At 67.0% G+C, this 24,161-nt stretch carries 15 protein-coding genes; 6 read left to right on the forward strand and 9 right to left on the reverse strand.

What is annotated here, in order from left to right; genetic code table 11:
• Nucleotides 1-85: 85 nt before the first annotated feature.
• Together DM194_RS04175 and DM194_RS04180 are read right to left on the reverse strand one after the other, a co-directional pair.
• A complete protein-coding gene (locus tag DM194_RS04175; RefSeq protein ID WP_111066063.1) occupies nt 86-1,609 on the reverse strand; it encodes a hypothetical protein in 1,524 nt (507 codons plus the stop codon).
• Nucleotides 1,610-1,701: 92 nt separating this feature from the next.
• Complete coding sequence (locus DM194_RS04180) at nt 1,702-1,911, reverse strand: anti-sigma factor family protein (RefSeq protein ID WP_246024281.1); 210 nt, start codon at nt 1,909-1,911, stop codon at nt 1,702-1,704.
• Between the two features lie 369 nt (nt 1,912-2,280).
• Here DM194_RS04180 and DM194_RS04185 point away from each other — a divergent pair, with 369 nt between their 5' ends.
• On the forward strand, nt 2,281-3,141 hold the full coding sequence (locus DM194_RS04185; protein WP_111066065.1) for an SDR family oxidoreductase: 861 nt from the start codon (nt 2,281-2,283) through the stop codon (nt 3,139-3,141).
• Nucleotides 3,142-3,214: 73 nt separating this feature from the next.
• Here DM194_RS04185 and DM194_RS04190 read toward each other — a convergent pair whose 3' ends face one another.
• The 3 genes from DM194_RS04190 to DM194_RS04200 all read right to left on the reverse strand — a co-directional run bounded on the left by DM194_RS04190 (nt 3,215) and on the right by DM194_RS04200 (nt 6,787).
• The gene (locus DM194_RS04190; RefSeq protein ID WP_246024282.1) at nt 3,215-4,858 is read right to left on the reverse strand and encodes a methyl-accepting chemotaxis protein; all 1,644 of its coding nucleotides are present in this window, start codon (nt 4,856-4,858) and stop codon (nt 3,215-3,217) included.
• A gap of 411 nt (nt 4,859-5,269) precedes the next feature.
• On the reverse strand, nt 5,270-5,743 hold the full coding sequence (locus DM194_RS04195; RefSeq protein WP_085089358.1) for a sigma-70 family RNA polymerase sigma factor: 474 nt from the start codon (nt 5,741-5,743) through the stop codon (nt 5,270-5,272).
• A 495-nt stretch (nt 5,744-6,238) separates the two neighbouring features.
• Complete coding sequence (locus tag DM194_RS04200; RefSeq protein ID WP_111066066.1) at nt 6,239-6,787, reverse strand: GNAT family N-acetyltransferase; 549 nt, start codon at nt 6,785-6,787, stop codon at nt 6,239-6,241.
• A gap of 191 nt (nt 6,788-6,978) precedes the next feature.
• Between DM194_RS04200 and DM194_RS04205 the strand changes: the two genes are divergently transcribed.
• The 5 genes from DM194_RS04205 to DM194_RS04225 all read left to right on the forward strand — a co-directional run bounded on the left by DM194_RS04205 (nt 6,979) and on the right by DM194_RS04225 (nt 14,784).
• On the forward strand, nt 6,979-9,477 hold the full coding sequence (locus tag DM194_RS04205) for a glycogen/starch/alpha-glucan phosphorylase (protein WP_111066067.1): 2,499 nt from the start codon (nt 6,979-6,981) through the stop codon (nt 9,475-9,477).
• A gap of 371 nt (nt 9,478-9,848) precedes the next feature.
• Nucleotides 9,849-10,889 carry an aspartate-semialdehyde dehydrogenase gene (locus DM194_RS04210; protein ID WP_111066068.1) on the forward strand — a complete coding sequence of 347 codons (1,041 nt, stop codon included), beginning with the start codon at nt 9,849-9,851 and terminating at the stop codon, nt 10,887-10,889.
• A gap of 133 nt (nt 10,890-11,022) precedes the next feature.
• Nucleotides 11,023-12,630, forward strand: a complete 1,608-nt coding sequence (locus DM194_RS04215; RefSeq protein WP_111066069.1) for a peptide chain release factor 3 — start codon at nt 11,023-11,025, stop codon at nt 12,628-12,630.
• 209 nt (nt 12,631-12,839) lie between these two features.
• On the forward strand, nt 12,840-14,411 hold the full coding sequence (locus tag DM194_RS04220; RefSeq protein ID WP_111066070.1) for a sensor histidine kinase: 1,572 nt from the start codon (nt 12,840-12,842) through the stop codon (nt 14,409-14,411).
• Nucleotides 14,404-14,784, forward strand: a complete 381-nt coding sequence (locus DM194_RS04225) for a response regulator (RefSeq protein ID WP_111066071.1) — start codon at nt 14,404-14,406, stop codon at nt 14,782-14,784. The genes DM194_RS04220 and DM194_RS04225 overlap by 8 nt, the downstream gene beginning before the upstream one ends.
• 21 nt (nt 14,785-14,805) lie before the next feature.
• On the opposite strand, the gene DM194_RS04230 is transcribed toward DM194_RS04225, so the two are convergent.
• From DM194_RS04230 to DM194_RS04245, 4 genes are all read right to left on the reverse strand, one after another.
• A complete protein-coding gene (locus DM194_RS04230; protein ID WP_111066072.1) occupies nt 14,806-15,732 on the reverse strand; it encodes a transglutaminase family protein in 927 nt (308 codons plus the stop codon).
• 4 nt (nt 15,733-15,736) lie between these two features.
• On the reverse strand, nt 15,737-18,346 hold the full coding sequence (locus DM194_RS04235) for a circularly permuted type 2 ATP-grasp protein (RefSeq protein WP_246024283.1): 2,610 nt from the start codon (nt 18,344-18,346) through the stop codon (nt 15,737-15,739).
• A gap of 222 nt (nt 18,347-18,568) precedes the next feature.
• Entirely contained in the window at nt 18,569-20,632 is a 2,064-nt protein-coding gene (locus DM194_RS04240) for a di-heme-cytochrome C peroxidase (protein WP_111066073.1), read from the reverse strand.
• 174 nt (nt 20,633-20,806) lie between these two features.
• Complete coding sequence (locus DM194_RS04245; protein WP_111066074.1) at nt 20,807-24,160, reverse strand: transglutaminase family protein; 3,354 nt, start codon at nt 24,158-24,160, stop codon at nt 20,807-20,809.
• Between the last annotated feature and the right edge of the window lies 1 nt (nt 24,161).

The raw sequence follows: 24,161 nt of genomic DNA on the forward strand, positions 1-24,161 counted from the left end.
GCGCGGAAGCAGGATTTTCAACCGGATATGCACGTTGAGCGCGGATAAGGAGCCGGCATGACGGCTGATTGGCTGCGGTGTCGCGCTAGATGGCCTGGGCGTAGCGGCCGGCGTCGGCGGGCAGGCACCAGCGGGCATGAAGCTGGCCCTTGCCGTCGAAGCTGCAGGCGATCCATCCCGCACCGTGCAGCAGCCGCCGGCCGCCGTTGGTGAAGGGCGGCATCTCGAACCGGTGGGCGGGCAGGGGGTGATCCGGCCGGGTCGCCAGCGGCTCCGCCAGCCGGGCACGCCAGCCCGGCCGGGCGGCGGCGGAGGGAGGGGCGGTGAAACGGGGGGCATAGAGCTGCCACATCTCCAGCCCGCCGCCGCGCAACACCCCCCGGCCGGCGGCGCCCGACAGGCCGCGCGAGGCGACGGTGATGCGGCAGCCGGTCCGCCGTGAAAAATCGGCGAGGCTGCGCAGCATCCGCTCCCATTCGGCATGGCGACCCGGCGCGGTCCAGTGATCGCCCAGCCCCCGCGCCAGACGGCGCTTCAGGGACGCCGGCAGCACCCCTCCCAGCCGGTCGAGCGCGGCTGCGGCGGGAACCAGCAGCGGAGTGCCGCTGACCAGGATCAGGTGCCGGCAAGCGGCGAAGCGGTCGAGCCAGGTCGGCAACAGGCTCCAGTCGCGCTCCGACAGGATGCGGCGGGCATTGCGGTCGGTCCACAGGTCGAGCGCCAGCAACCCGGCCTCTCCCATGATGAAGCCCTGCGCCAGCGTTCCGCAGGCGGCCCCCCACAGGCAATCGGGCGGAGAATCGGCGACGGAGCCGGTTTGGAACAGTTGGGCCTGCCGGCGGGCCGCCACCAGCAGCGGGCGCAGGCTGCGCGAAGCGGAATCGCTGTCCTCCCGGCCGCCCCAGGCGCCGGCCAGCAGCCGGCCGAGGTCGGAGCCGTCCCACATCATCACCGAGGGGATCGAGGCCAGCACGGCCGCAGCCGCGGCACCGCTCCACCCGCGCAGCATGCGGTCGAACCCGGCTGACGCAAACTCCTCCGCCACGCTTGGCAGGGGCGGACCGAGCCGGCGGGCGGTGTCGCCCAACAGAGAGGCGGCCTGCGGGGCGGCAGCCAGCACGGCATCGCCATCGACCTGTCCTCCGGCCTGGACCAGCAGGTGGTAGCGGTCGGCGGCATGCCCGGCGAGGAGGTCGGACCACAGTGCGGAGGGCGGCGGCGCCCCGCCATCCGCCCGGACGCCATCCACCCGGCCGCCGTTAGTGGCGCCGGTCAATCCGCTTCCGTACAGAATGGCCATGCGGGGGAATGAATGACGGCCCGGAACGACCACTGTCCAACTGGGTCCGTCGGGGAAGCCATAAGCGACATTGGTGTCGCGCATGCCGCGGGGAACGGCGAAATCGAAGCGCCAGACGTGGCGGCGGCGCCAGACCGTCAGGTGGCGGGGAGGAACCGGCAGGGTGACGCCGTCTACCCTCAGGTCGTCGGGTTCGACCTCCCCGTCCAGAACGAACAGCGCCGACAGCCACCAGCGGTCGCGCTGCTCACCTCGGAAATACAGGATGGGGCCGAGCAGGATGCTCGGCTCCGCTCTTCTGCGCGCCATGCCTCATCCGTCCGAAACGCCCCCAAAAAGGGGAGCATCACCGCATCCCATAGCGCATGGCGCTGCGGAACGGAGAGGAAAATCGCAAGGGATCAGCCTTTCCGCTTGCGCAGCAACTCCAGCATGCGGGAAGGAACCTGTTCGTGCAGGACCGGGTCATACAGGCGATGAAGCTCCTCCACGTGCTGGCGATGCTGGGCGAGCAGCGCCTTCGCGTCGGGATCGCTCTCGACCACGCTCTCGAATTCCGTGCGCTCCCGCTCGTCGAGGGCGCCGTCCAGATAGGCGTTGATATCGGTCATCGTCACACGCTTCATCTCTGTCGTTCCCGGATGGGTCGCGGGGGTTTTTCCCCTGGGACACGATCAACCGTGACACGTCCGGTGGCTCCACCGTTCCCGGAAAGATCGGCCGAAAGGACGTCTACCCGTTCTTATGGGCATGATCCTCGGCCATAACCAGTCCGACAAACGGCGCGATCACTGCTCCCTTTCGAGGCGAGCAATCCGGCACCGCCATCCTCTTTCGCGTCGCCCGGCCAAGTAACAGGACGGTATCGCGGATTGTTCCAGCCGGCGGCGAGCCGGAACGCGACGCAATCGGGGCTGTTGTGATTGTGCAACGCGACCCATCCGCGCCCCGTCAGGGGTACTGTGAAAGGAGAATTGCCCGTGGCTCAGCAGGAGAGCAGGCAGCCGCCGCAGCACCAGGACAGCCGGCCCGGCCATCAGGCGCCGATGAATCCCCAGCCGTCGGAAACCCGCCCCGGCTACCGCGGCAGCGGCAAGCTGCGCGACAAGGTGGCGCTGATCACCGGCGGCGACAGCGGCATCGGCCGCGCCATCGCCGTACTGTACGCCCGCGAGGGCGCCAAGGTCGGCATCCTGTACCTGAACGAGGATGAAGACGCCCGCGAGACCCGCCGGCTGGTCGAGGCGGAGGGCCAGCCCTGCACCATCCTGAGCGGCGACGTCGGTCAGGAGGAAACCTGCCGCAAAGCGGTGGAAAGCATGGTCGGCGAGTATGGTCGCATCGACATCCTGATCAACAACGCGGCCGAACAGCACCCGCAGGACTCGATCGAGGACATCACCGCCGAACAGCTGGAGCGTACCTTCCGTACCAACATCTTCGGGCAGTTCTTCATGGTGAAGGCCGCCCTGCCGCACATGCACGAGGGCGCATGCATCATCAACACCACCTCGGTCACCGCCTATAAGGGCAGCCCGCAGCTGCTGGACTATTCGGCGACCAAGGGCGCCATCGTCGCCTTCACCCGGTCGCTGTCGATGGCGCTGGCCGACCGCGGCATCCGCGTCAACGCGGTGGCGCCGGGGCCGATCTGGACCCCGCTGATCCCTTCGACCTTCGACGAGGAGAAGGTCGAGAATTTCGGCGGCAACGTGCCCATGAAGCGGGCCGGCCAGCCGGACGAGGTGGCGCCGTCCTTCGTCTTCCTGGCGTCGGACGACTCTTCCTATATGTCGGGCCAGGTCCTGCACCCGAACGGCGGAACGGTGGTCAACGGCTAACGCCCACCGGCAAGGCGAAAAAAGGCCCGCCGCGCTCATCCGGCGCGGCGGGCCTTTTCTTCGTGCGATTGGGTCAGGCCGCGCGGATGCGGGCAACGAAGGCGTTCACCGACTCGCTCAGGCTCTGCGCCTGCGTGCCGAGGCTGCCGGCGGCGTGGAGCACTTCGGTCGCGGCCCGCCCGGCCTCCTGCGAGGCGTCGTTGACGCCCGTGATGCTGCGCGATACCTCCGCCGTCCCCTGGGCCGCCTGCTGGACATTGCGGGAGATCTCGCCGGTGGCGGCGGTCTGCTCCTCCACCGCGGAGGCGATGGAGGTGGCGATCTGGTTGACCTGCTGGACCGTGTCGGCGATGCCCCGGATTGCGCCGACGGCACCATGCGTCTCCTTCTGGATCGCCTGGATCTGGCCGGAGATTTCCTCGGTGGCCCGCGCGGTCTGGTTGGCGAGGCTCTTCACCTCGCTGGCGACGACTGCGAAGCCCTTGCCGGCCTCACCGGCGCGCGCCGCCTCGATGGTGGCGTTCAGCGCCAGAAGATTGGTCTGGCTGGCGATCTCCTGGATCAGCTGCACGACGCTGCCGATCCGTTCGGCCGCCTGAGCCAGGCTTTCCACGGTGTCGTTGGTGCGCTGCGCCTCGTCCACCGCGGAACGGCTCATGCGGGTGGCGGATTCCAGCTGGCGGGCGATCTCGCTGATGGAACTCGCCAGTTCCTCGGCGGCGGAGGCCACCGTCTGGACATTGCTGAGGGTCTGGTCGCTGGCCGCGGCGACGGAGGCGGCCTGACGCGTCGTCTCCTCGGCGGTGGACGACATGCTCTCCGCATTGCTCTGCAGTTGGGTGGCGGCGGAGGACACCGCGCCGACCACGCCCTGCACGCTCGACTCGAAGCTGTCGGCCAGGGCGTTCAGCGTCCGGACCTTCTCCGCGGCGGTTCGGGCTTCGGCCTCCTTGGCCTCCTGCTCCATGCGGCGGTTGTTGAGGAGGTTCTGCTTGAAGACCTCCACCGTGCGGGCCATCGACCCGACCTCGTCCCCGCGATCGGCCCCGGTGACCGTCACGGTCGCGTCGCCCTTGGCCAACTTCTCCATCACGTCGTTCAGTTCCGTGATCGGGCGGCGGATGCCGACGACGGCGATGACGACCGAGGTAGCGACGACAAGGAGAATGGCGACGATCATTCCGCCGATCGCCCAAGTAATGACGGCATCGGCCTCAACACTGAGCTGGCCGGCAGACTGCTGAACACCCGCATTCACCTCGTCCGCCAGTTTCGCGGCGATGTTGAATGTCTCCACCACCAGCGGGCGGCAGTCCATGGCATACAGGACGGTGGCGCCGACATGGTCACCCTTCTCCTTGAACGCCAGAACGCTGGGCAGGGTGCGCCCGATGGATTCCAACATTTCGGACATCCGGGCGACGGCAGCCGCCGACTCCGGCTTGGCCAGACGCGTCACGACGGCATTGGACTCCACGATCCCTGCCTGGATTCCGCTTAGCGTCTTTATGAGCGGAGGCAGTTCTGCCAAATCCTGAACCAGCAGCATGCTGTTCATGAAGCGGCCGAGATTCGCGACGTCGCCGCGCATCCGTTCGACCTTCTGGGCGAATTCGATATCCTTGGCGATCAGGTCGGAATAATTTCCGTCCACGCGGTTCATCGTATTGGCCATGAAGGCGGCTGATCCGACCGCCACCGCACTGAGAAGAAACACGACAAAATAGATCTTCGGGCCGATCCCGATTCGCGACAACGGATTCATTGCTACCACCCACACTTTGCCCAACTGATTTTTTCCGGGTGCGATCGATGCGAGGCTCAATCGAATCGCAGAGGGTGAATGTATAGAAGCTTATCATATGAAAAATGACTTAACAGATCGGCTGTCTGGCAGATCGCTACAGGTTTTTTGAACGCCAAACATCTCCGAGATAACTCGCAACATTTTGATAATAGTGCGATACCCGCTTTAGGTGTGCTGGCTTTAGTTAAATTCTCGGCAAGCGCAGACGAGATATTGTTCCTTCAGGTGCGTGACCTTGTGCCCGCAAGCATGCACCCCCCGCAACAGGTTGCGGAGGGTGCATGGTGCTGCCGGACAGGACCGGCCGCGGAGGGGAAGGGATCAGGCGGTCATCAGGTTGTTCAGCCGTTCCCGCGCACGGCACAGGCGGGACCGGATGGTGCCGATGGAGACGTTCAGCGTTTCCGCCGCCTCCTGATAGGGACGGCCTTCGATGGCGACCAGTTTCACCACCTTGCGCTGGCTGGGGGTGAGGGAGGAAAAGGCGCGGTCGACGTCGCGGAAGACCAGACGCGACATCTGCGCCGCATCGACGGACATGGCGCCGTCCCACAGTTCCACCTTCGTCACATGGCGGTCGCGCTGCAGGTTGTTGAAATGGAGGTTCTTCAGCATGGTGGTCAACCACGCCTGCATATTCGTGCCCGGTTCGAAACGATGCTGCCGTGAAAGGGCGCGTGCCAGGCAGTCCTGCAGCAGGTCCTCTGCGGCGTTGGCGTCGCGGGTCAGTTTGCAGGCATAGCGCTGCAGGTTCGGCATGCAGCGGATCAGTTCGTTTTCGAACGAGTACGCCATGGTCATTCCTTCCTCCACGGTCTGGTCGCCCCGGCCGGCCGGTTGAGCGGCGGCGCCCTTCTATCGGCGGCGGGGCGCAAAGCAGGGACGGCGTTTGCTGTTCCGGCGCGCGAGGGGGGCGCAGCCGGTTCGAATGGCTGAGGATCGAAGCTGTTATTGGTTCTGCGGCGTCAGGCGGTCCGACGGGATGCCATATGCCGGCCCGTCATCGGGTTGCCCGTCATGGAATTCTGGCCGGCACTCTCTTGGACACCCCCTGCGGCGATCTCACAGGGATATCTCGGTACGATCCGGTCGGCGGTGGCGTCATTGCGGCGGTCCCGTTGTTGCCCGTCGTTGATCGTGTCGGGTGCTAAACGCGCCGTGCGCCGCGGATGTTCCACCGCAGGATTCGGAAAGAGTGACATCGGTGGCAGATCGCGGAGATTCCGGCTGCGCCCCAGCTTGCGGGGCTTACCACCATCGAACGCGCCGATTGGTGCCGGAACGCAACAGTCAGGAGGCCGCCGGGGAGGGCGTCTGCAGGGGCTTTTCCAGGCGCAGCGCCGCCATGTCGTCCTCGTAATAGGCGGGATACACCGCGAAGCGGCGGTAGCCGGCGGCGGTGTAGAGGGCGATCGCCGCCGCATTGTCCGCCCTGACTTCCAGCCGCAACCCGGCGCAGCCATGGGCCGCAGCGGCATCCTCCAGCGCCGACAGCAGGCGGCGGGCGATGCCCCGGCCCCGGTTGCCCGGTTCCACGGCGAAGGAGGTTAGGCGGGCGAGGGACGTTCCGGCGTGAAAGCCCAGCACGCCGTAGGCCACCGGCCGGCGCCCGTCGCCGGGAGGGTGACCGCCCGATTGGCAATTGCCCACTTGGCAGTCGGCCACAAGGACCACACCTTTTGCTTTCAGGATTGCATAGCGGAAGTTGCGGCGCGTCATCCGGTCGGTCGCGAAGCTCTGCTCCTCGATCGCCAGCAACGCGGGGATGTCGGCCGCTTTGGCGCGGCGGATGACGATGCATGTTGCATCGCAGTGGACAGGAGCGATTTCGTGACGCATCGTTGACGGGAATATGGGGAGGGGATGCCACTTTACCCCCTTTTACCACAGTGAATAGACAGTATGCTCCTAGTGGGGGAAAGCTTTGTTTAACCAACAGTGCCGACACTTCGCCCCATGTTGGCCCCCCTTTGGAGCACTGTCCTTCCAGCCGCCCGCTCCCATTGGCCTTTCAACCAGAAAGTCAGGACATGGACGCTCGATTTAAATCTCGCGACATCGAACGCCGCAGCCTGGATGTCGACGGCCTGAAACGGTCGTTCCTGGAATGGCTTGTCTATTCGGTCGGCAAGGATGCCCGTGCCGCCACCCGCCGCGACTGGTTCCACACCGTGGCGCTGGCCGTGCGCGACCGCGTCGTAGACCGCTGGATGGACACGACGCGCAGCTACTACCAGGAAGACGCCAAGCGCGTTTATTACCTGTCCCTGGAGTTCCTGATCGGGCGTCTGCTGACCAACAGCCTGTCGAACCTTGGTATCATGGAGGAGTGCCGCCAGGCGCTCGACCGCCTCGGCCTGTCGATGGAGGATGTGGTCGATGCGGAGCCGGACGCGGCGCTCGGCAACGGCGGCCTCGGCCGTCTGGCCGCCTGCTTCCTGGACAGCATGGCCTCGCAGGCGCTGCCCGGCTACGGCTATGGCATCCGCTACGAGTTCGGCTTGTTCGAGCAGCGCTTTGAGAACGGCTGGCAGGTCGAGTATCCGGAGCAGTGGCTGCAGTTCGGCAACCCGTGGGAGTTCGCCCGTCCGGAGGTGCTGTACCCGGTCCAGTTCTATGGCCGCGTCGAGGAGTTCCGCGACAGCGTGGGCGAGCGCGCCTATCGCTGGGTCGATGCCGACCGCGTGCTGGCCATGGCCTACGACACGCCGGTGGTCGGCTATGGCGGCGAGACGATCAACACGCTGCGCCTGTGGTCGGCCCGCGCCACCCGCGACTTCAACTTCGGCCACTTCAACGACGGCGCCTATATGAAGGCGGTCGAGCAGAAGATCCTGTCGGAGAATCTCAGCCGCGTCCTCTACCCCAACGACGCGACGGAGACCGGCAAGGAACTGCGGCTGAAGCAGGAGTATTTCTTCACCTCCGCCTCGCTGCAGGACATCCTGCGCCGCTATCTGCAGCACCATTCCAGCTTCGAGAACCTGCCCAACAAGGCGGCGATCCAGCTGAACGACACCCATCCGGCCATCGGCATCGCCGAGCTGATGCGCCTGCTGGTCGACCAGCACGCCCTGCGCTGGGACGACGCGTGGGAGATCACCCGCGCCACCTTCGCCTACACCAACCACACCCTGCTGCCCGAGGCGCTGGAAGCCTGGCCGGTGCGGATGATCGAGCGGGTGCTGCCGCGCCACATGCAGATCATCTACGAGATCAACGCCAAGTTCCTGAACCGCACCAAGGCGCGGGCCGAAGGCGACAATGCCAGGCTGTCGCGCCTGTCGCTGATCGACGAGCGCGGCGAGCGCCGCGTGCGCATGGGCAACCTGGCCTTCCTCGGCTCGCACAAGGTCAACGGCGTGTCGGCCCTGCACACCGAGCTGATGAAACAGACGGTGTTCGCGGACTTCCACGAGGAATTCCCGGACCGCATCAACAACAAGACCAACGGCATCACCCCGCGCCGCTGGCTGAAGCAGGCCAATCCGGCCCTGTCGGAGCTGATCACCACCCGCATCGGCGAGGGCTGGATCTCCGACCTGTCGCAGATCGCGGCCCTGCGCGACAAGGCCGACGACGTGGTGTTCCGCGAGGAGTTCCGCAGGGCCAAGCGCAAGAACAAGAAGCGCCTTGCCGCCTATATCGCCCGCCAGACCGGCGAGGAGGTGCTGGTCGACAGCATCTTCGACGTGCAGGTCAAGCGCATGCACGAGTACAAGCGCCAGCTGCTGAACGTGCTTCACACCATCGCGCTGTACAACGAGATGCGCGACAACCCGACGGTCAGCTGGGTTCCTGTGACCAAGGTGTTCGCCGGCAAGGCGGCGCCGTCCTACCACATGGCCAAGCTGATCATCAAACTGATCAACGACGTCGCCAAGGTGGTGAACCACGACCCGTCGGTGCACGACAACCTGAAAGTCGTGCTGCTGCCGAACTACAACGTCACCGCGGCGGAGATCATCATCCCGGCCGCCGACCTGTCGGAGCAGATCTCCACCGCCGGCATGGAGGCGTCGGGCACCGGCAACATGAAGCTGGCGTTGAACGGCGCGCTGACCATCGGCACGCTGGACGGCGCCAACGTCGAGATCCGCGAGCATGTCGGGCCGGAAAACATCTTCATCTTCGGCATGACCGCGGAGGAGGTGAACGACCTGCGTGCCAGCGGCGGCTTCAACCCGCGCGAGGTGATCGCGTCGAACCCCAGCCTGAAGCGTGCGCTCGACATGATCTCCACCGGCGCCTTCTCGCCGGATGACCGCAACCGCTACCACCCGATCGTCCAGGCGCTGACCGACGGCGGCGACCATTTCCTGGTGACCGCGGACTTCGCCGACTATTGCCGGGCGCAGGACGCCGCGATGCAGTTGTACCGCGACCAGGAGGAATGGACCCGCAAGGCCATCCTGAACACAGCCAACATGGGTTGGTTCTCGTCCGACCGTACGGTCGGCGAGTACGCGAAGGAGATCTGGGACGTACACCCGGTGCATCCCAACCATGACGGCGAGGGGTTCCGGTAACTCTCTTCCGCTGGGAGATTGCGCCCCGCCGGGCCCTCTCCCGCCCGGCGGGGGAGTGGCCGGCGGGGGAGGGTCGGGGCGGGGGCACTGCGCAGCGGTCACGCAACCGCAACCGGCACTTTACAAGCCCACTCCATTGGGCTATGACGACCAGCATGAACCGCAAGGCCATCACCACCACTGCGACCAAAAAAGCGACTCGCTTCGGCGGGAAGCGTCGTGGTGCGTGCTGATCGGATCGACCAGCGTTTCTTCCACGAGGCAGGCCCCGCCGGACAACGGACGGGGCCTCGTCGTATCCGGGGTCCGCTGTCCGAACGACCGATAGGCCGGTCCGATCAACAGTGCGATAGACAGGACGGAACCCCGACATGAGCAGCAACAACGCCTCCGCTTCCTCCAAGTCCCTCCGCGTCGCCGTGGTCGGCGCCACCGGCGCCGTCGGCCGCGAGATGGTCAAGGTCCTGCACGACCGCAATTTCCCGGTCGCCGAGCTCGGCCTGTTCGCCTCCGAGCGCTCCGCCGGCAAGGTGCAGGAAACCCCCTACGGCGCCCTGACCCTGCAGGCTTTCGACGCCGCGGTGGTGAAGGGCTATGACGTTGTCCTGCTGGCGGTGTCGGGCGACTTCGCCAAGGCGCATGCCAAGGATCTGGCCTCGGCCGGCGCGCTGGTGATCGACAACAGCTCCGCCTTCCGCTACGACGCCGACATTCCGCTGATCGTCCCGGAAATCAACGCCCACGTCTTCCGCGAGGCGTATGCGAAGGGCTCCCGTCTGGTCGCCAACCCGAACTGCACCACGGCCATCGCCGTCGTGGCGCTCGGTCCGCTGCACAAGGCCTTCGGCATCAAGCGCGCCATCGTCTCCACCTATCAGGCCACCAGCGGTGCCGGTGCCGAGGGCATGGCCGAGCTTGAGGAGCAGACGCGCAACCAGCTGGACGGCAAGCCGGTCACCAACAGCGTGTTCCGCCACCCGATCCCCTTCAACCTGATCCCCCAGATCGACGCCTTCCAGGAGAACGGCTACACGAAGGAGGAGATGAAGGTGACGTGGGAGACGCGGAAGATCATGGAGGTGCCGGACCTGCTGGTCAGCTGCACCGCCGTCCGCATCCCGACCTACCGCGCCCATTCCGAAGCCATCACGCTGGAAACCATCCAGCCGGTCACGCCCGATGCCGCCCGCGCCGTCCTGGCCGATGCCGCCGGCGTGAAGGTGGTGGACGATCCGGCCAACGGCGCCTACCCGATGCCGCTGAACGCCACCGGCCAGTATGACGTCGAGGTCGGCCGCATCCGCAGCAACCTGGTGTTCGGCGACCACGGCCTCGACCTGTTCGTCTGCGGCGACCAGCTGCTGAAGGGCGCCGCCCTGAACGCGGTGCAGATCGCCGAGCTGGCTCTGTAAGCAGCCCGGCCAATGCTCTGGAATCCCAGGGCCGGCACTGCTATGTAATGAGACGGGGGCCGATGGGCGAGTTTCGCCTGTCGGCCCCTTTCGCCGTTCGCACCTCATCACGCCTCTGTACGGGACCTCGCGCATGTCCGAACTTCAGGACGCCGTCTCCCGCCGTCGGACCTTCGCCATCATCGCGCACCCCGACGCCGGTAAGACCACGCTCACGGAAAAGCTGCTGCTGTTCGGCGGCGCCATCCAGATGGCCGGCGCCGTCAAGGCGCGCGGCGAGCAGCGGCGCGCCAAGTCGGACTGGATGAAGGTGGAGCGCGAGCGCGGCATCTCGGTGACTGCCTCCGTCATGACCTTCGACTTCGACGGGCGGACCTTCAACCTGCTCGACACGCCGGGCCACGAGGACTTCTCCGAGGACACCTACCGCACGCTGACCGCAGTCGACAGCGCGGTGATGGTGATCGACGGCGCCAAGGGCATCGAGGCGCAGACGCTGAAGCTGTTCGAAGTCTGCCGTCTGCGCGACGTGCCGATCATGACCTTCTGCAACAAGATGGACCGCGAGGCGCGCGATCCCTTCGACCTGATCTCGGAGATCGAGAGCGCGCTGGCGCTGGAGGTCACGCCGGCCAGCTGGCCGATCGGCATGGGCCGCGACTTCCTCGGCTGCTACGACCTGATCCGCGACCGGCTGATCCTGATGGACCGCAGCAAGGGCGACGAGATCGACGAGGGCATCGAGTGCAACGGCCTGGACGATCCCCGTCTGGACGAGCTGCTGCCCGCCCATGCCGTCGCCAAGCTCCGCGAGGAGGTGGAGATGGCGCGCGGCCTGATGCCGGCCTTCGACCTGGAGGCCTATCGCGCCGGCCATCTGACGCCGATCTATTTCGGCTCCGCCATCAACAATTTCGGCGTGCGCGAGCTGCTGTCCGGTCTGGCGGAGAACGCCCCGCCGCCGCGCCCGCAGCCGGCCGATCCCCGCACCGTCCAGCCGGACGAGGAGAAGGTCACCGGCTTCGTGTTCAAGGTCCAGGCCAACATGGACCCGAACCATCGCGACCGCATCGCCTTCGTCCGCATCTGCTCCGGCCGCTACAAGCGCGGCGCCAAGCTGAAGCACATCCGCTCGGGCAAGCTGATGGCGGTGAACAACGCCGTGCTGTTCCTGGCCCGTGACCGCGAGGTGGCTGAAGAGGCGTGGCCCGGCGACATCATGGGCATCCCCAACCACGGCAGCCTCCGCATCGGCGACACGCTGACGGAGGGTGAGGAACTGCGCTTCACCGGCGTGCCCAGCTTCGCACCCGAACTGCTGCAGCGCGTCCGCCCGGACGATCCCATGCGGGTCAAGCACCTGCGCAAGGCGCTGGAGCATTTCGCCGAAGAGGGCGCCTCCCAGGTGTTCAAGCCGCTGACCGGCGCCGACTGGGTCGTCGGAGTCGTCGGCCAGCTGCAGTTCGAAGTGCTGGCCTCGCGCATCGAGGCGGAATACGGCATCGCCGCCCGCTTCGAAGGCGCCGGCCTGGACTCCGCCCGCTGGGTCGAGACCGACGACAAGGTCCAGCTGGAGAAGTTCATCGAGCTGAACCGCTCGGCGCTGGCGGAGGATCACGACGGCGCCCTGGTGTTCCTGGCCCGCAACGCCTGGCACCTGAACCGCGCGCAGGAGGATTTCCCGGCGCTGCGCTTCCTGAAGACGCGCGAACAGAACCGCAAGGTCCACACAGCGGCCTGACGGACAATATGCTTCTCCTATCGCCCGCCCCTGGTTGAATCCGGGGGCGGGCTTTCTTTTTTCCGGGTGGATTATTGACCGGACTTTCCAACCGGACGGATGGCTTGACGTGGCAGGTCGTGTGTCGGAACGTGTGCGGGTACGCTTAACGATTTCGACACTTAATCAATAAGCTCCGTTGGACGGAGAAGGTTGGAAAAGAGGCGGTCATGGCGTTGGGATTGGACGAATTTCTCGACTCCAGCGGCTTGGTGCCGCATGGCGTCTGCCTGCTGTGGCGGCCCGACATCCTGGCGCTGCATGTCGCCTCGGACATGCTGATCGGCCTGTCGTATTTCTCCATCCCGGTGGCGCTGATCTATTTCGTCCTGCGCCGGCGCGATCTCGAATTCGGATGGATGGCGCTTCTGTTCGCCCTCTTCATCATCGCCTGCGGCACCACCCATTTCCTCGCCGTCTGGACGCTGTGGAACCCCGATTACGTGCTGGAGGGGCTGATCAAGGTAATCACCGCCTTCGCGTCGCTGGCGACCGCCGCGGCCCTGTGGTGGCTGATGCCGCGCATTTTAGCTCTGCCCAGCCCCAAGCAGCTGGAAGCGACCAACCGGGCGTTGGAGCAGGAAATCGCCATCCGGCGCCAGATGGAGACGCGCTATTCCGGCTTCTTCAACCATCTGGGCGAGGCGCTCTTCATCGTCCAGGTTCTGCCGGACGGTGATTTCGCCTTCGAGGCGATCAACCCGGCGCTGGCGCGGATCGGAGGACTGGACCCCGAGCGGTTGCGCGACCGCCGTGTCCGGGACGCCGTGGCGCCGGAGGTGGCCGATCTGATCATTCCCCGCTACACCGCCTGCCGCGACAGCGGCAAGACCATCGATTACGAAGAGACGCTGGACTTGCCGGCCGGTAAGCGCGTCTTCCACACCATGCTGGTTCCGGTGAAGGACGCTGCCGGGCGGGTCGTGCAGCTCCTGGGCAGCGGCCGCGACGTGACCGAAAGCAAGCGCCTGCAGGCGGAGGTGGTCCAGACTTCCAAGCTGGCGACCTTGGGCACGCTGGCCGCCGGCATGGCGCATGAGATGAGCCAGCCGGTGAACGTCATCCGCCTGTGGACGGAGAACATGCTGTCCCGCCTGCGCGACAATCTGCTGGAGCCGGAGCGCGCCGAACGCTCCCTGACCCTGGTGATCGAGCAGACCGACCGCATGGCCAAGCTGATCGACCATGTCCGCACCTTCGGCCGCCGGGACGGCGGCGGCACGCAGGCCTTCACCCCCGCCCATTCCGTCCAGAGCGCGGTGGAGCTGTTGCGCCACCAGTACGAGTTGGAAGGGATCGAGATCGTGGAGAGCGTCACGTCGGCCCATCGCCCGGTGATCGGTCGCCCACTTGAATTGGAGCAGGTGATCCTCAACCTATTTTCGAACGCGCGTGATGCCATCATCGCGCTTCGTGCAACGGGCGGGGAGGGAGGACGCATCATGGTGGTGGTCAGCGACGATTCCGACGGTCAGAATGTCGCCATCCAGGTGACGGACGACGGTGGCGGCATCGACCCATCGGTTCTGCCCCAGATCTTCGATCCCTTCTTCACGACCAAGGAGGTCGGCAAGGGGGCGGGACTCGGCCTGTCGATCGGCTACGGCATCATCGACGGCATGGGTGGCCGCATCGATGCCCGCAACGTCGATCTGGAGGGAGGGCGCCGCGGCGTCCGCTTCACCATAACCCTGCCCAGCCAGCCGGTCTCCTCCTCCGACAGGGAGCTGTCACATGCATGAGTCATTACACATCCTGATCGCGGAGGATGAGGTTCTCGCGGCGATGGCGCTGGAGGATTTCCTGTCGCTCAAGGGCTTCCGCGTCACCGTCGCCGCCAATGGGGCGGAGGCGCTGGATCGCTACGGCCGTGAGCAGGTGGATGCGCTGGTGACCGACCTGCGCATGCCGCGCATGGACGGCCAGACCCTGATCCGCGAAATTCGCAATCGCGATGCCGCGCTGCCGGTGGTGGTGATGACCGGCTATCTGACGGAGGACAGCGACCTGAAGCATGATCGCTGGAAGCCGCTGGAGATTCTCAGCAAGCCGGTAAACCCGCGCATCATCTGTGAAACGCTGCACCGCATGCTCGACCTGCCGCTGGAGGCGTGACGCGGCAAGAGGCGGCGCTGCTCAGTCTTCCAGCGGTTCGACGTCGACGCTGACGGTCAGGCCGTGGCCGGCGCCGCCGACCAGAACGCCGCGGGCCGGGCTGACGTCGTCGTAATCGCGGCCCCAGGCGATGGTGATGAAGTCGCGGTTGGCGACGCAGGCGTTGGTCGGGCAGATGTCCAGCCAGCCGGCGGCCTCTCCGCACCAGACCGATGCCCAGGCATGGCTGACGTCGGCGCCCACCAGCCGGGGTTGGCCCGGCGGGGGCAGGGTGCGCAGGTATCCAGAGACATAGCGGGCCGGCAGCCCCATCGCGCGGACGCAGCCGGCGGCGATATGGGCGAAATCCTGGCAGACGCCGCGGCGGTTGCGCATCACCGCCGCCAGCGGCGTGGCGACCGTCGTCGCGGTGGGGTCGAAGGCGAAATCCCGATTGATGCGGTGCATCAGGTCGATGGCCGCCGCGACCGCCGGACGGCCGGGGGTGAAGCTGCCCCGCGCATAGTCCAGCAGTTCCGGGCTGGAGGCGACCAGAGCGCTGTCGAAGCAGTATTGCGTGATCTCCGCGCCGTCATCCGGGCCGGACAGGCCGCGCAGGCTGTCGCGCACCTGCTCCCACGGGGCTGAGCCCTCGGGCGCCAATGCCGGCGGCTCGAACACCTCGACCTCGCTTTCGGCGACGATCGAGAAGGTCCGGTGCGGCTCCTGCACGGCGACATAGGTGACGGTGTTCCCGAAGTAATCCACCCGGTCCGACCGCACCGCCGGGACCGGCTCGATGGTCAGCTGACTGCGCCGGATGCGCTGGCGCGGGTGCGGCCGGGCGGTCAGGTGCAGCAGGTGGTGGGAGATCGGCACATCCTCGCCATAATCATAGGCGGTGGCGTGGCGCACGCGGTAGCGCGTGGTGGAAGCGCCGCTGTCGGGAAGCGGAGTGGGAGGAGTCATCGGGTCAGGCCGATCTTGCGAAGGCATGGCTGAAATAGGCGTGCGCCAGGAAGTTCGACACATCCGGCAGCGACATCGCCAGCGTGTCCAGCAGCACCCGCAGCGCCTCGACGGAGGCGAGCGCGTCGGTCCGCTCCAGCCCGTTGCGTGCGGCGGCGACGATGGCCAGCGCCCCGCCGGTCGGATCGGTGCCGGTGCCCACGCCCTGGCTGGGCAGCGCCCGCAGATGCCGGTCCAGCGCCGCCAGCTGGAAGGCCAGCGCGCGGGGGTTCGCCTCCTCCCCCAGCAGCAGGTCGAGAACCGGGGTCCGTTCGACGCTGGTCAGATGGCGGGCGCGGTAGGTCATCACGCTCTCGCCCAGTTCCAGCAGGACCGCCAGTGTGGCCGCCTGCATCGGCTCGTCCTGGCGGTCCAGGTCGGCGATATGGACGCCGCGCATCAGCGCGATCATGTGCAGCGACCGTTCGATGCGCCGCCCGATGTCGAGGAAGCGCCAGCCGGCGCCGCGGGTCATGCTCTCCTGCTCCAAGCCGGAGAAGGCGGCCAGCGTGATCATCACGTCGTCCAGCCGCAGCAGGAGGGTTGCCGCGTCCATCCGCCCTTTCGGCGGCAGGGTCTGTCGGTCGATGGCCGACACCACCCGCCACATGTCCATCGACAGGCGGTCGCGCACCGAATAGGCGGTGCGGTGCAGGCGCAGAACCTGGGCGCGCAGGCTGTTGGGATGGTCCGGGTCGGTGACGGCGGCGTACAGCGCCTCGCGCAGGCCGCGGTTGGCGCCGCTTTCCGTCACCCGCACCATGTCCGGCGGGATCATGCCGAGCGAGCTGAGCAGGTCGAGCAGCGGGCGGAGCTGCAGGGTGGCGCCGGGCATGTTGCTGTCGATCAGCCGGCTCTGCGTCGCGCGCAGCAGGCGCAACGCACCCTCCGCCCGTTCCGCATAGCGGCCGAGCCAGTACAGGCCGTCGGCGACGCGGCTGGGCAGGTCGTTGGCGGATGGACGGGCGCCGCTGGCCGTCGGCTCCGTCGCCGGGGCCGGGCGCGGCTGGGTGGAGGCGACGTCGGCACGCCGCGGCGCCAGGATCCAGGTGTCCTTGCTGCCGCCGCCGCTCTGCATCGACACCACCAGCCGGCCGGATTCGCTGGCCACGCGGGTCAGCCCGCCGGGCATCACGGCATATCCGCCGCTGGGGGTGGCGCAGAGGAAGACGCGCAGCACCAGCGGGCGGGGCTGCAGCCGGCCATCCTGCCAGACCGGGGCGGTGGACAGCGCCATCTGTTCCTGCGCCACGAAATACCAGGGACGGCGCCTGATCCGCTCGATCAGGGCCGACCGCTCGCCGGCCGACAGCTGGGCGCCGAAGATCGGCTCGAAGGACAGCGAGGGGAAGGCGGGCTTGACGACCAGACCGTCGAGATGGTCGATGACGTAGGCGCGCTCGGCGTCGTTGCCGCACCACCAGCTGGCGACGCCGGGCAGCCGCAGCTCCTCCCCCAGCAGATGGCGGCAGAGCGTCGGCAGCGACGACTTCATCGCCATCGATTCCATCAGGCCGGAACCCAGCGCGTTCGCCATCACCACATTGCCGGCGCGCACCGCCTCGATCAGCCCGGCCACGCCCAGCGAGCTGTCGGCGCGCAGTTCCAGCGGATCGGCGAAGTCGGCGTCGAGCCGGCGCAGGATCACGTCCACCTGTTCCAGCCCGGACAGCGTCTTCAGGAACACCGTCCGGTCGCGCACCGTCAGGTCCGCTCCCTCCACCAGGGTCAGCCCAAGGTAGCGGGCGAGATAGACATGCTCGAAATAGGTCTCATTGTAGGGGCCGGGAGTCAGCAGGACCACGCGCGGCTGGCCGCGGGCGCCGTTGCCCCGGGGGGCGAGGGACAGCAGCGTTTCCTTGAAGGTGTCGAAGAAGCCGGTCAGCCGTTCCACCTGGCAATGGCGGAAGCTGTCGGGCAGCACCTTGGCGATGACCGCGCGGTTTTCCAGCGCATAGCCGCTGCCGCTCGGCGCCTGGGTGCGGTCGGACAGCACCCACCAGCGCCCGTCGGGCGCGCGGGCGAGATCCACGGCGTAGAAATGCAGGTGGACGTCGTTGGGCACGCGGATGCCGTGGACGGCGCGGCGGAATCCGGGGTCGGCATGGATCACCGACGGCGGCAGCCGGCCGTAGCGGGTCAGCGTCTGCGGCCCGTACAGGTCGGTCAGGATGGCGTTCAGCAGCGAGGCGCGCTGGATCAGCCCCGATTCGACGGCCTTCCATTCATGCGCCGGCAGCAGCAGCGGCATCATGTCGAGCGGCCAGGGGCGCTCCATCCCGTTGGGATCGCCGTAGATGTTGTAGGTGACGCCGTTCTGGTGCAGCAGCCGCCGCGCCTCTTCCCACCGTTCCGCCATCTGTCCGGCGTCGAGCGGACCCAACGTGCTCATGAAGGTCTGCCAGTGCGGCCGCAGCCGGCCCTGGCCGGTCACCATCTCGTCATAGACCTGGCCGGAGCCATAGCCGATGGCATCGGCCTCGCCGAACAGCGATCCCTGTGTGAAGGGAACCGGCGGCATCCCCGACGGGACCACGGACGCCGGCGCGCGGAAAGGCTGATCGGGCTGGGACAAGGTCTGACTGATGCTTTTTGCCTATGAACGGAGCAACAGTCTGAACGTCCACGTGCTGCGATGCAAGGCTGGCGGACCGCGTATCAATCCGAAAGAGGAAACAATCCGTGCCGATCCGCCCGCCGGCGGGCCGGTCGGACGGCTTGTCCACGAAACAAAATACCGGAGCGCCGCATGAAGCGACGCTCCGGCTTGCCGGACGTTGCGGAGAACCGCCGAAGGTCAGAGTGTCTTCAGGTATTCCAGCAGCTGCCAGCGCTGCACGTCGCTCAGGCCGGCGCCGAACTCGTGGCCGGTGTTGCGGTTGCCGGGCTTCGCCGTGTCATAGACGAAGGTGGCGCCCGCCGCCGAGGAATCCACGCCGACCTTGACCGGGTCGATGGAGGTGCTGCCCATGCGGAAGGTCGCCGACCGCTGCGACGCCGGCAGCAGCATCTCGTACAGGTTGGGAACCGAACCGTTGTGCATGTAGGGCGCCGTCGCCCAAACGCCGTCCAGGGGACGGGCCTTGTATGCCATCAGCTGCTTGATGGTGGCGGCCAGCGCTTCCACGTCGGAGGGAGGGGTGCCCGATGCTGCGGCTTTGGCAGGAGCGGCGGCGGCTTTCGCCTGGGTCTTCACCTGGGCCTTCGCCGCGCTGCCGCCGTCCGGGACGGCGCCGACGGTCGGCTCGTTCCGGCCGCGGTCGGTCAGGGCGGCGATCACCTTCTGGTGGTCGGCGGTCAGCTTGGCGCCGGGCTTCACGAAGGGCGTGGTGTCCAGCGTGCCGGCCTTCGTCCGGGATTGCGGCGACCAGTTGGTGGGGGCGCTGGCGGTCAGCCACGGCGCCGGGGCGTTGTCGCCCTTCAGCAGATCGGCCAGCAGGCCCGGTTCGCGCACCAGATCGCCGAAGATGGCGCCGATCACCGCGTTGGACAGCAGGTTGGCGGCGAGGTCCGGGTTCGTCAGCGGCGTGCCGCCGAGACGTTGCGGCGGCATGGCGACCTTGGCGAGGACGCCGGTGTCGACCTTGCGGCACAGTGCATCGACCGCCATTTTCGGATCGGCATCGTAGTTGACCGTGATCATCTTGGCGGCCACGGCGGCATCGACGCCCTGGGTGCAGATGGTGGTGAAGGCCGTGACCACCGCGACGGCATTCGTCGGATCCGCCCAGTTGAACAACGGCACCATCTGGATGGGGGCCGTTGTGTAGGTCTCGCCCCGCGGAATGATCGCGTGGCAGCTCTCGCAGTTTTCCTTGTAGATCGGCTCGCCGGCCGCGGCCTTCACGATGTCGACGTTGCCGGCGAGGCTGTCCGGCCATACCGGCGACCGCAGCTTGCGCAGCTGGTTTTCCATGTCGACCAGATTCCGGCCGCGGACCGTGGACTTGTAATAGTAGTGGGCGGCGTTGGCCGGCGGCTTCAGCGTCACCTTGCCGAACACGCCCAGCACCTCGCCGGCATTGCGGCCCAGCGCATCGAAGGCGGTTGCGTTCGGCAACAGGCCGTTCCACTGCACCCGCGGCTGGTGCGGCGCGTCCCACAGGTAGGGATAGCTGACCGGGGCGTTGGGCGCGCGGTTGTTCTTCGGCAGATTCAGGTCGATCGCCGACACGCGGTTGAAGATCATGCCGAAGGCGTCCGTGCGCATCGGCCCCCAGGGCGTGTCGGGGGTGCTGGCCGCGACGAAGTCGGCGAATGACTTGTCGAAATCCTTCAGCGCGTCGTACAGCGCCAGCTTCTGCTGGACGGTGGCGTTGGCGCCCAGCACGCGCGCGGCGAAGGGCTGGAAGGCGTCGTCGCTGGTCACGGTGACGCGGACCGCGTTGCTCAGCCCGCTGATGAAGCCGTAGAGGTCGCCGGTGGTGACCGCGCCGTCGATGCGCATGGTCTTGCCGTTCACCGTCACGTCGCCGGTGTGGCAGGCGGCGCAGGTCATGCCGAACCATTCGGTCTTGTTGGGATCGACGTCCTTGACGAATCCGACCGGCAGCAGGTCGGGATTCCACTCGGCCGACGTATTGGCGCGATAGCCGTAGCGGGTGATGCTCTTGACGAAGGGCTGCTTGGTCTGCGGATCCTCCAGCGCCATGAACCAGTCATAGCGCATGATCTGCGATCCCTGGCTGGTGGTGTAGTACCACTGGCGGGCTTCCTGCGACCAGCCCTGGTCCAGATACCACAGGCCGTTGACCTCGGTCGGCGGCTTGACCGGCACGGCGCGCGGTGGCTGGGGCGCTTCGGCGCAGGAGGCGAGCAGCAGCGCGGTGGCGGCCAGGGTCGCGTATACGGGAGTTTTCATCCCTCTTGTTCCCTTTTTCGGTGACGTGGCGCATGGGCCTTCGACCGAGGAGGGTACCGCTGATAATCTATTCACGCGAAATTATATCGCGCTATGACGCTGAAAAGTTGATCACCAGGCGGACATGCAACCGTACCCCCCCCGAAAGAGGGAACGGTTGCATCGGGTGGTGGCTTATCCCCGCCGGAGATCAAGCGTCATCGGGAATTGCGGGTTGCGTTCCTCCGCCGGGACGTCCATCGGGCCGGGGGTGTGGCCGAAGGGGAAGAAGCGGGCCAGACGGCGCCCTTCCGCCTCGTTGGCGTTAACCGGGAAGGTCTCGTAGTTGCGGCCGCCCGGATGCATGACGTGATAGGTGCAGCCGCCGATCGACCGGCCGGCCCAGCTGTCGAGGATGTCGAAGATCAGCGGGGTGTGGACGGGAATCGTCGGGTGCAGGCAGGACGGCGGCTGCCACGCGCGGTACCGCACGCCGCCGACGAATTCGCCCTCCACCCCGGTCGGGATCAGCGGCACGCGCCGGCCGTTGCAGGTGATGACGTGGCGGGCGTCGATCAGGCCGCTGACGCGGACCTGCACCCGCTCCACCGAACTGTCGACATAGCGCACCGTGCCGCCGCCGCCGGGTTCCTCGCCCAGCACGTGCCAGGGCTCCAGCGCCATGCGCAGTTCCATGGTGATGCCGCGCTGGCTGACATGGCCGTAGACCGGGAAGCGGAAGTTGAAATGCGGCGCGAACCAGCTGTCTTCCAGTGGATAGCCGTGGTCGCGCAGATCCTGCAGCACGTCGGCCATGTCCTGCTGGACGAAATGCGGCAGCATGAAGCGGTCGTGCAGGTCGGTGCCCCAGCGCACCAGCCGGCCCTTGTAGGGGTGTTTCCAGAATCGTGCGACCAGCGCCCGCATCAGAAGCTGCTGGGTCAGGCTCATTTCCGCATGCGGCGGCATCTCGAAGGCGCGGAACTCGACCAGACCGAGGCGGCCGGTGGAACTGTCCGGCGAATAGAGCTTGTCGATGCAGAACTCCGCCCGGTGGGTGTTGCCCTGCACGTCGACCAGCAGGTTGCGCAGCACGCGGTCGACCAGCCAGGGCGGGCAGTTGCCGCCGGCCGCCGCCTCGTCGATCTGGTTGAAGGCGATCTCCAGCTCATAGAGCTGGTCGTCGCGCGCCTCGTCCACGCGCGGCGCCTGGCTGGTCGGGCCGATGAACAGGCCGGAGAAGACGTAGGACAGGGCAGGGTGGTTCTGCCAGTAGGTGATGAGGCTGCGCAGCAGGTCGGGCCGGCGCAGGAAGGGGCTGTCGGCCGCGGTGGCGCCGCCCATCACCACGTGGTTGCCGCCGCCGGTGCCGCAATGGCGCCCGTCGATCATGAACTTCTCCGCCCCCAGGCGGCTTTGGCGCGCATCCTCGTAGAGAGCGATGGTGTTGCGCACCAGATCGTCCCAGCTGTGGGCGGGGTGGATGTTCACCTCGATCACGCCGGGGTCGGGAGTGACGGCCAGCGAGTTCAGGCGCGGATCCTTCGGCGGCTGGTAGCCCTCGATGACCACCGGCATCTCAAGCTCGACCGCCGTCGCCTCGATCTCCGCCAGCATCGCCAGATAATCCTCCAGCGTGCTCATCGGCGGCATGAACAGGTGAAGGCGGCCGTTGCGCGCCTCGCAGGTCAGAGCGGTGCGGACGATCCACCACGCCGACTTGCCGTCCTCCGGCATCTCGTCGCGCACCTCCGCCATGATGCGCTGGCGCTGGGCGGCGCGCTTGTCCGCGTGGACGCCGCGGTCGGATTCCTGGACGGCGCCGCGGATCTCCTGCCGGCGCTGGACCGGATGGGGGGGCAGGGGGCCGCGCTCCTCGAAGGGATCGGTTTCCCAGGCATAGGGATAGTCGGACTTCGACACCCAGGGCAGGGATCCCAGCGGCAGGCGATAGCCGACCGGACTGTCGCCGGGAAGCAGCACCAGCCTTTCCTGGCGCAACGGCCATGTGCTGGACAGCCAGACCGGGCCCTGCTGGGTCATGCGGCGGTTGATCGGCAGGACGAAGCCCACCGGTTCGTTGAGGCCGCGGGTGAAGACGCGGGCCAGCCGCTCGCGCTCCTCCTTGTCGTCCAGCTTGCTGTGCAGCGGATCGACGTTGATTGGAAGCTGCGATTCCTTACGCAGGTAGTGCCAGGAATCCTCATAGGCGCCGAGCACGAGATTGGGGGCGAGGCCCAGCCGCTTCGCCAGCGCCACCAGGAACACGCCGGCATCCTGGGCGGTGTGGCCGTAATCGGTATCCTCGCGCGCCAGCAGGTCGCTGTTGGCCCACAGCGCCTCGCCGTCGCGGCGCCAGTAGAGAGTCATCGCCCAGCGCGGCAGCGATTCGCCGGGATACCATTTGCCCTGGCCGAAATGCAGCAGGCCGCCGGGAGCGAAGCGGGCCATCAGCCGGTGGATCAGGTCGGCGGCCATCTTCCGCTTCTGCGGACCCAGCGCCGCGGTGTTCCATTCCGCGCCGTCCATGTCGTCGATGGAGACGAAGGTCGGCTCCCCGCCCATGGTCAGGCGGACGTCCTCCGCCTTCAGATCCTCGTCCACCCGGTGGCCCAGCGCCTCGATCGCCGCCCATTGCCGGGCGGCATAGGGCTTGGTGACGCGGGGCGCCTCGTAGATGCGGGTGACCGACATCTCGTGGCCGAACTCCACCTCCGCCTCGTCGACGAGGCCCGAGATGGGCGCGGCGGAGGAGGCGTCGGGCGTGCAGGCCAGCGGGATGTGACCCTCGCCCGCCAGCAGGCCGGACGTGGGATCCAGCCCGACCCAGCCGGCGCCGGGCAGGAACACCTCCGTCCAGGCATGAAGGTCGGTGAAGTCGCTTTCCGGACCGGACGGGCCGTCCAGCGCCTTCTGGTCGGCGGTCAGCTGGATCAGGTAGCCGGAGACGAATCGGGCGGCAAGGCCGAGGTTGCGCAGAATCTGCACCAGCAGCCAGGCAGAGTCGCGGCAGGACCCGGTGCGCTTGGTCAGCGTCTCCTCGCAGGTCTGGATGCCCGGCTCCATCCGGATGACGTAGCCGATGTCCTGCTGCAACTTCTGGTTCACCGCGACCAGGAAATTGATGGTCGGCGTCCTGTCCTTCGGGATGTTCCCGAGGTAGGCGGCAAGTTCCGGCCCCGCCTCCTCCGTCTCCAGATAGGGGCGCAGTTCGCGCTGCAGCCAGTCTTCGTAGGTGAAGGGGATGTGGCTCGCCTTCTCCTCCAGGAAGAAGTCGAAGGGGTTGATCGCGGCGATTTCGGCGACCAGATCGACCTCGACGATGAACTCGCGCGTCTTTTCCGGGAAAACGAAGCGGGCCTGGAAGTTGGACTGCGGATCCTGCTGCCAGTTCAGGAAATGCTGCTTCGGCGTGACCTTCAGCGAATAGCTGAGGATCGGCGTCCGGCAATGGGGCGCCGGGCGCAGGCGGATGATCTGCGGGCCGAGGGACACCGGCCGGTCGTAGCGATAGATCGTCTTGTGATTCAGCGCGACGTGGATCGCCATG

The sequence above is a fragment of the Azospirillum ramasamyi genome (assembly GCF_003233655.1).
Classification (GTDB): Bacteria; Pseudomonadota; Alphaproteobacteria; order Azospirillales; family Azospirillaceae; genus Azospirillum; species Azospirillum ramasamyi.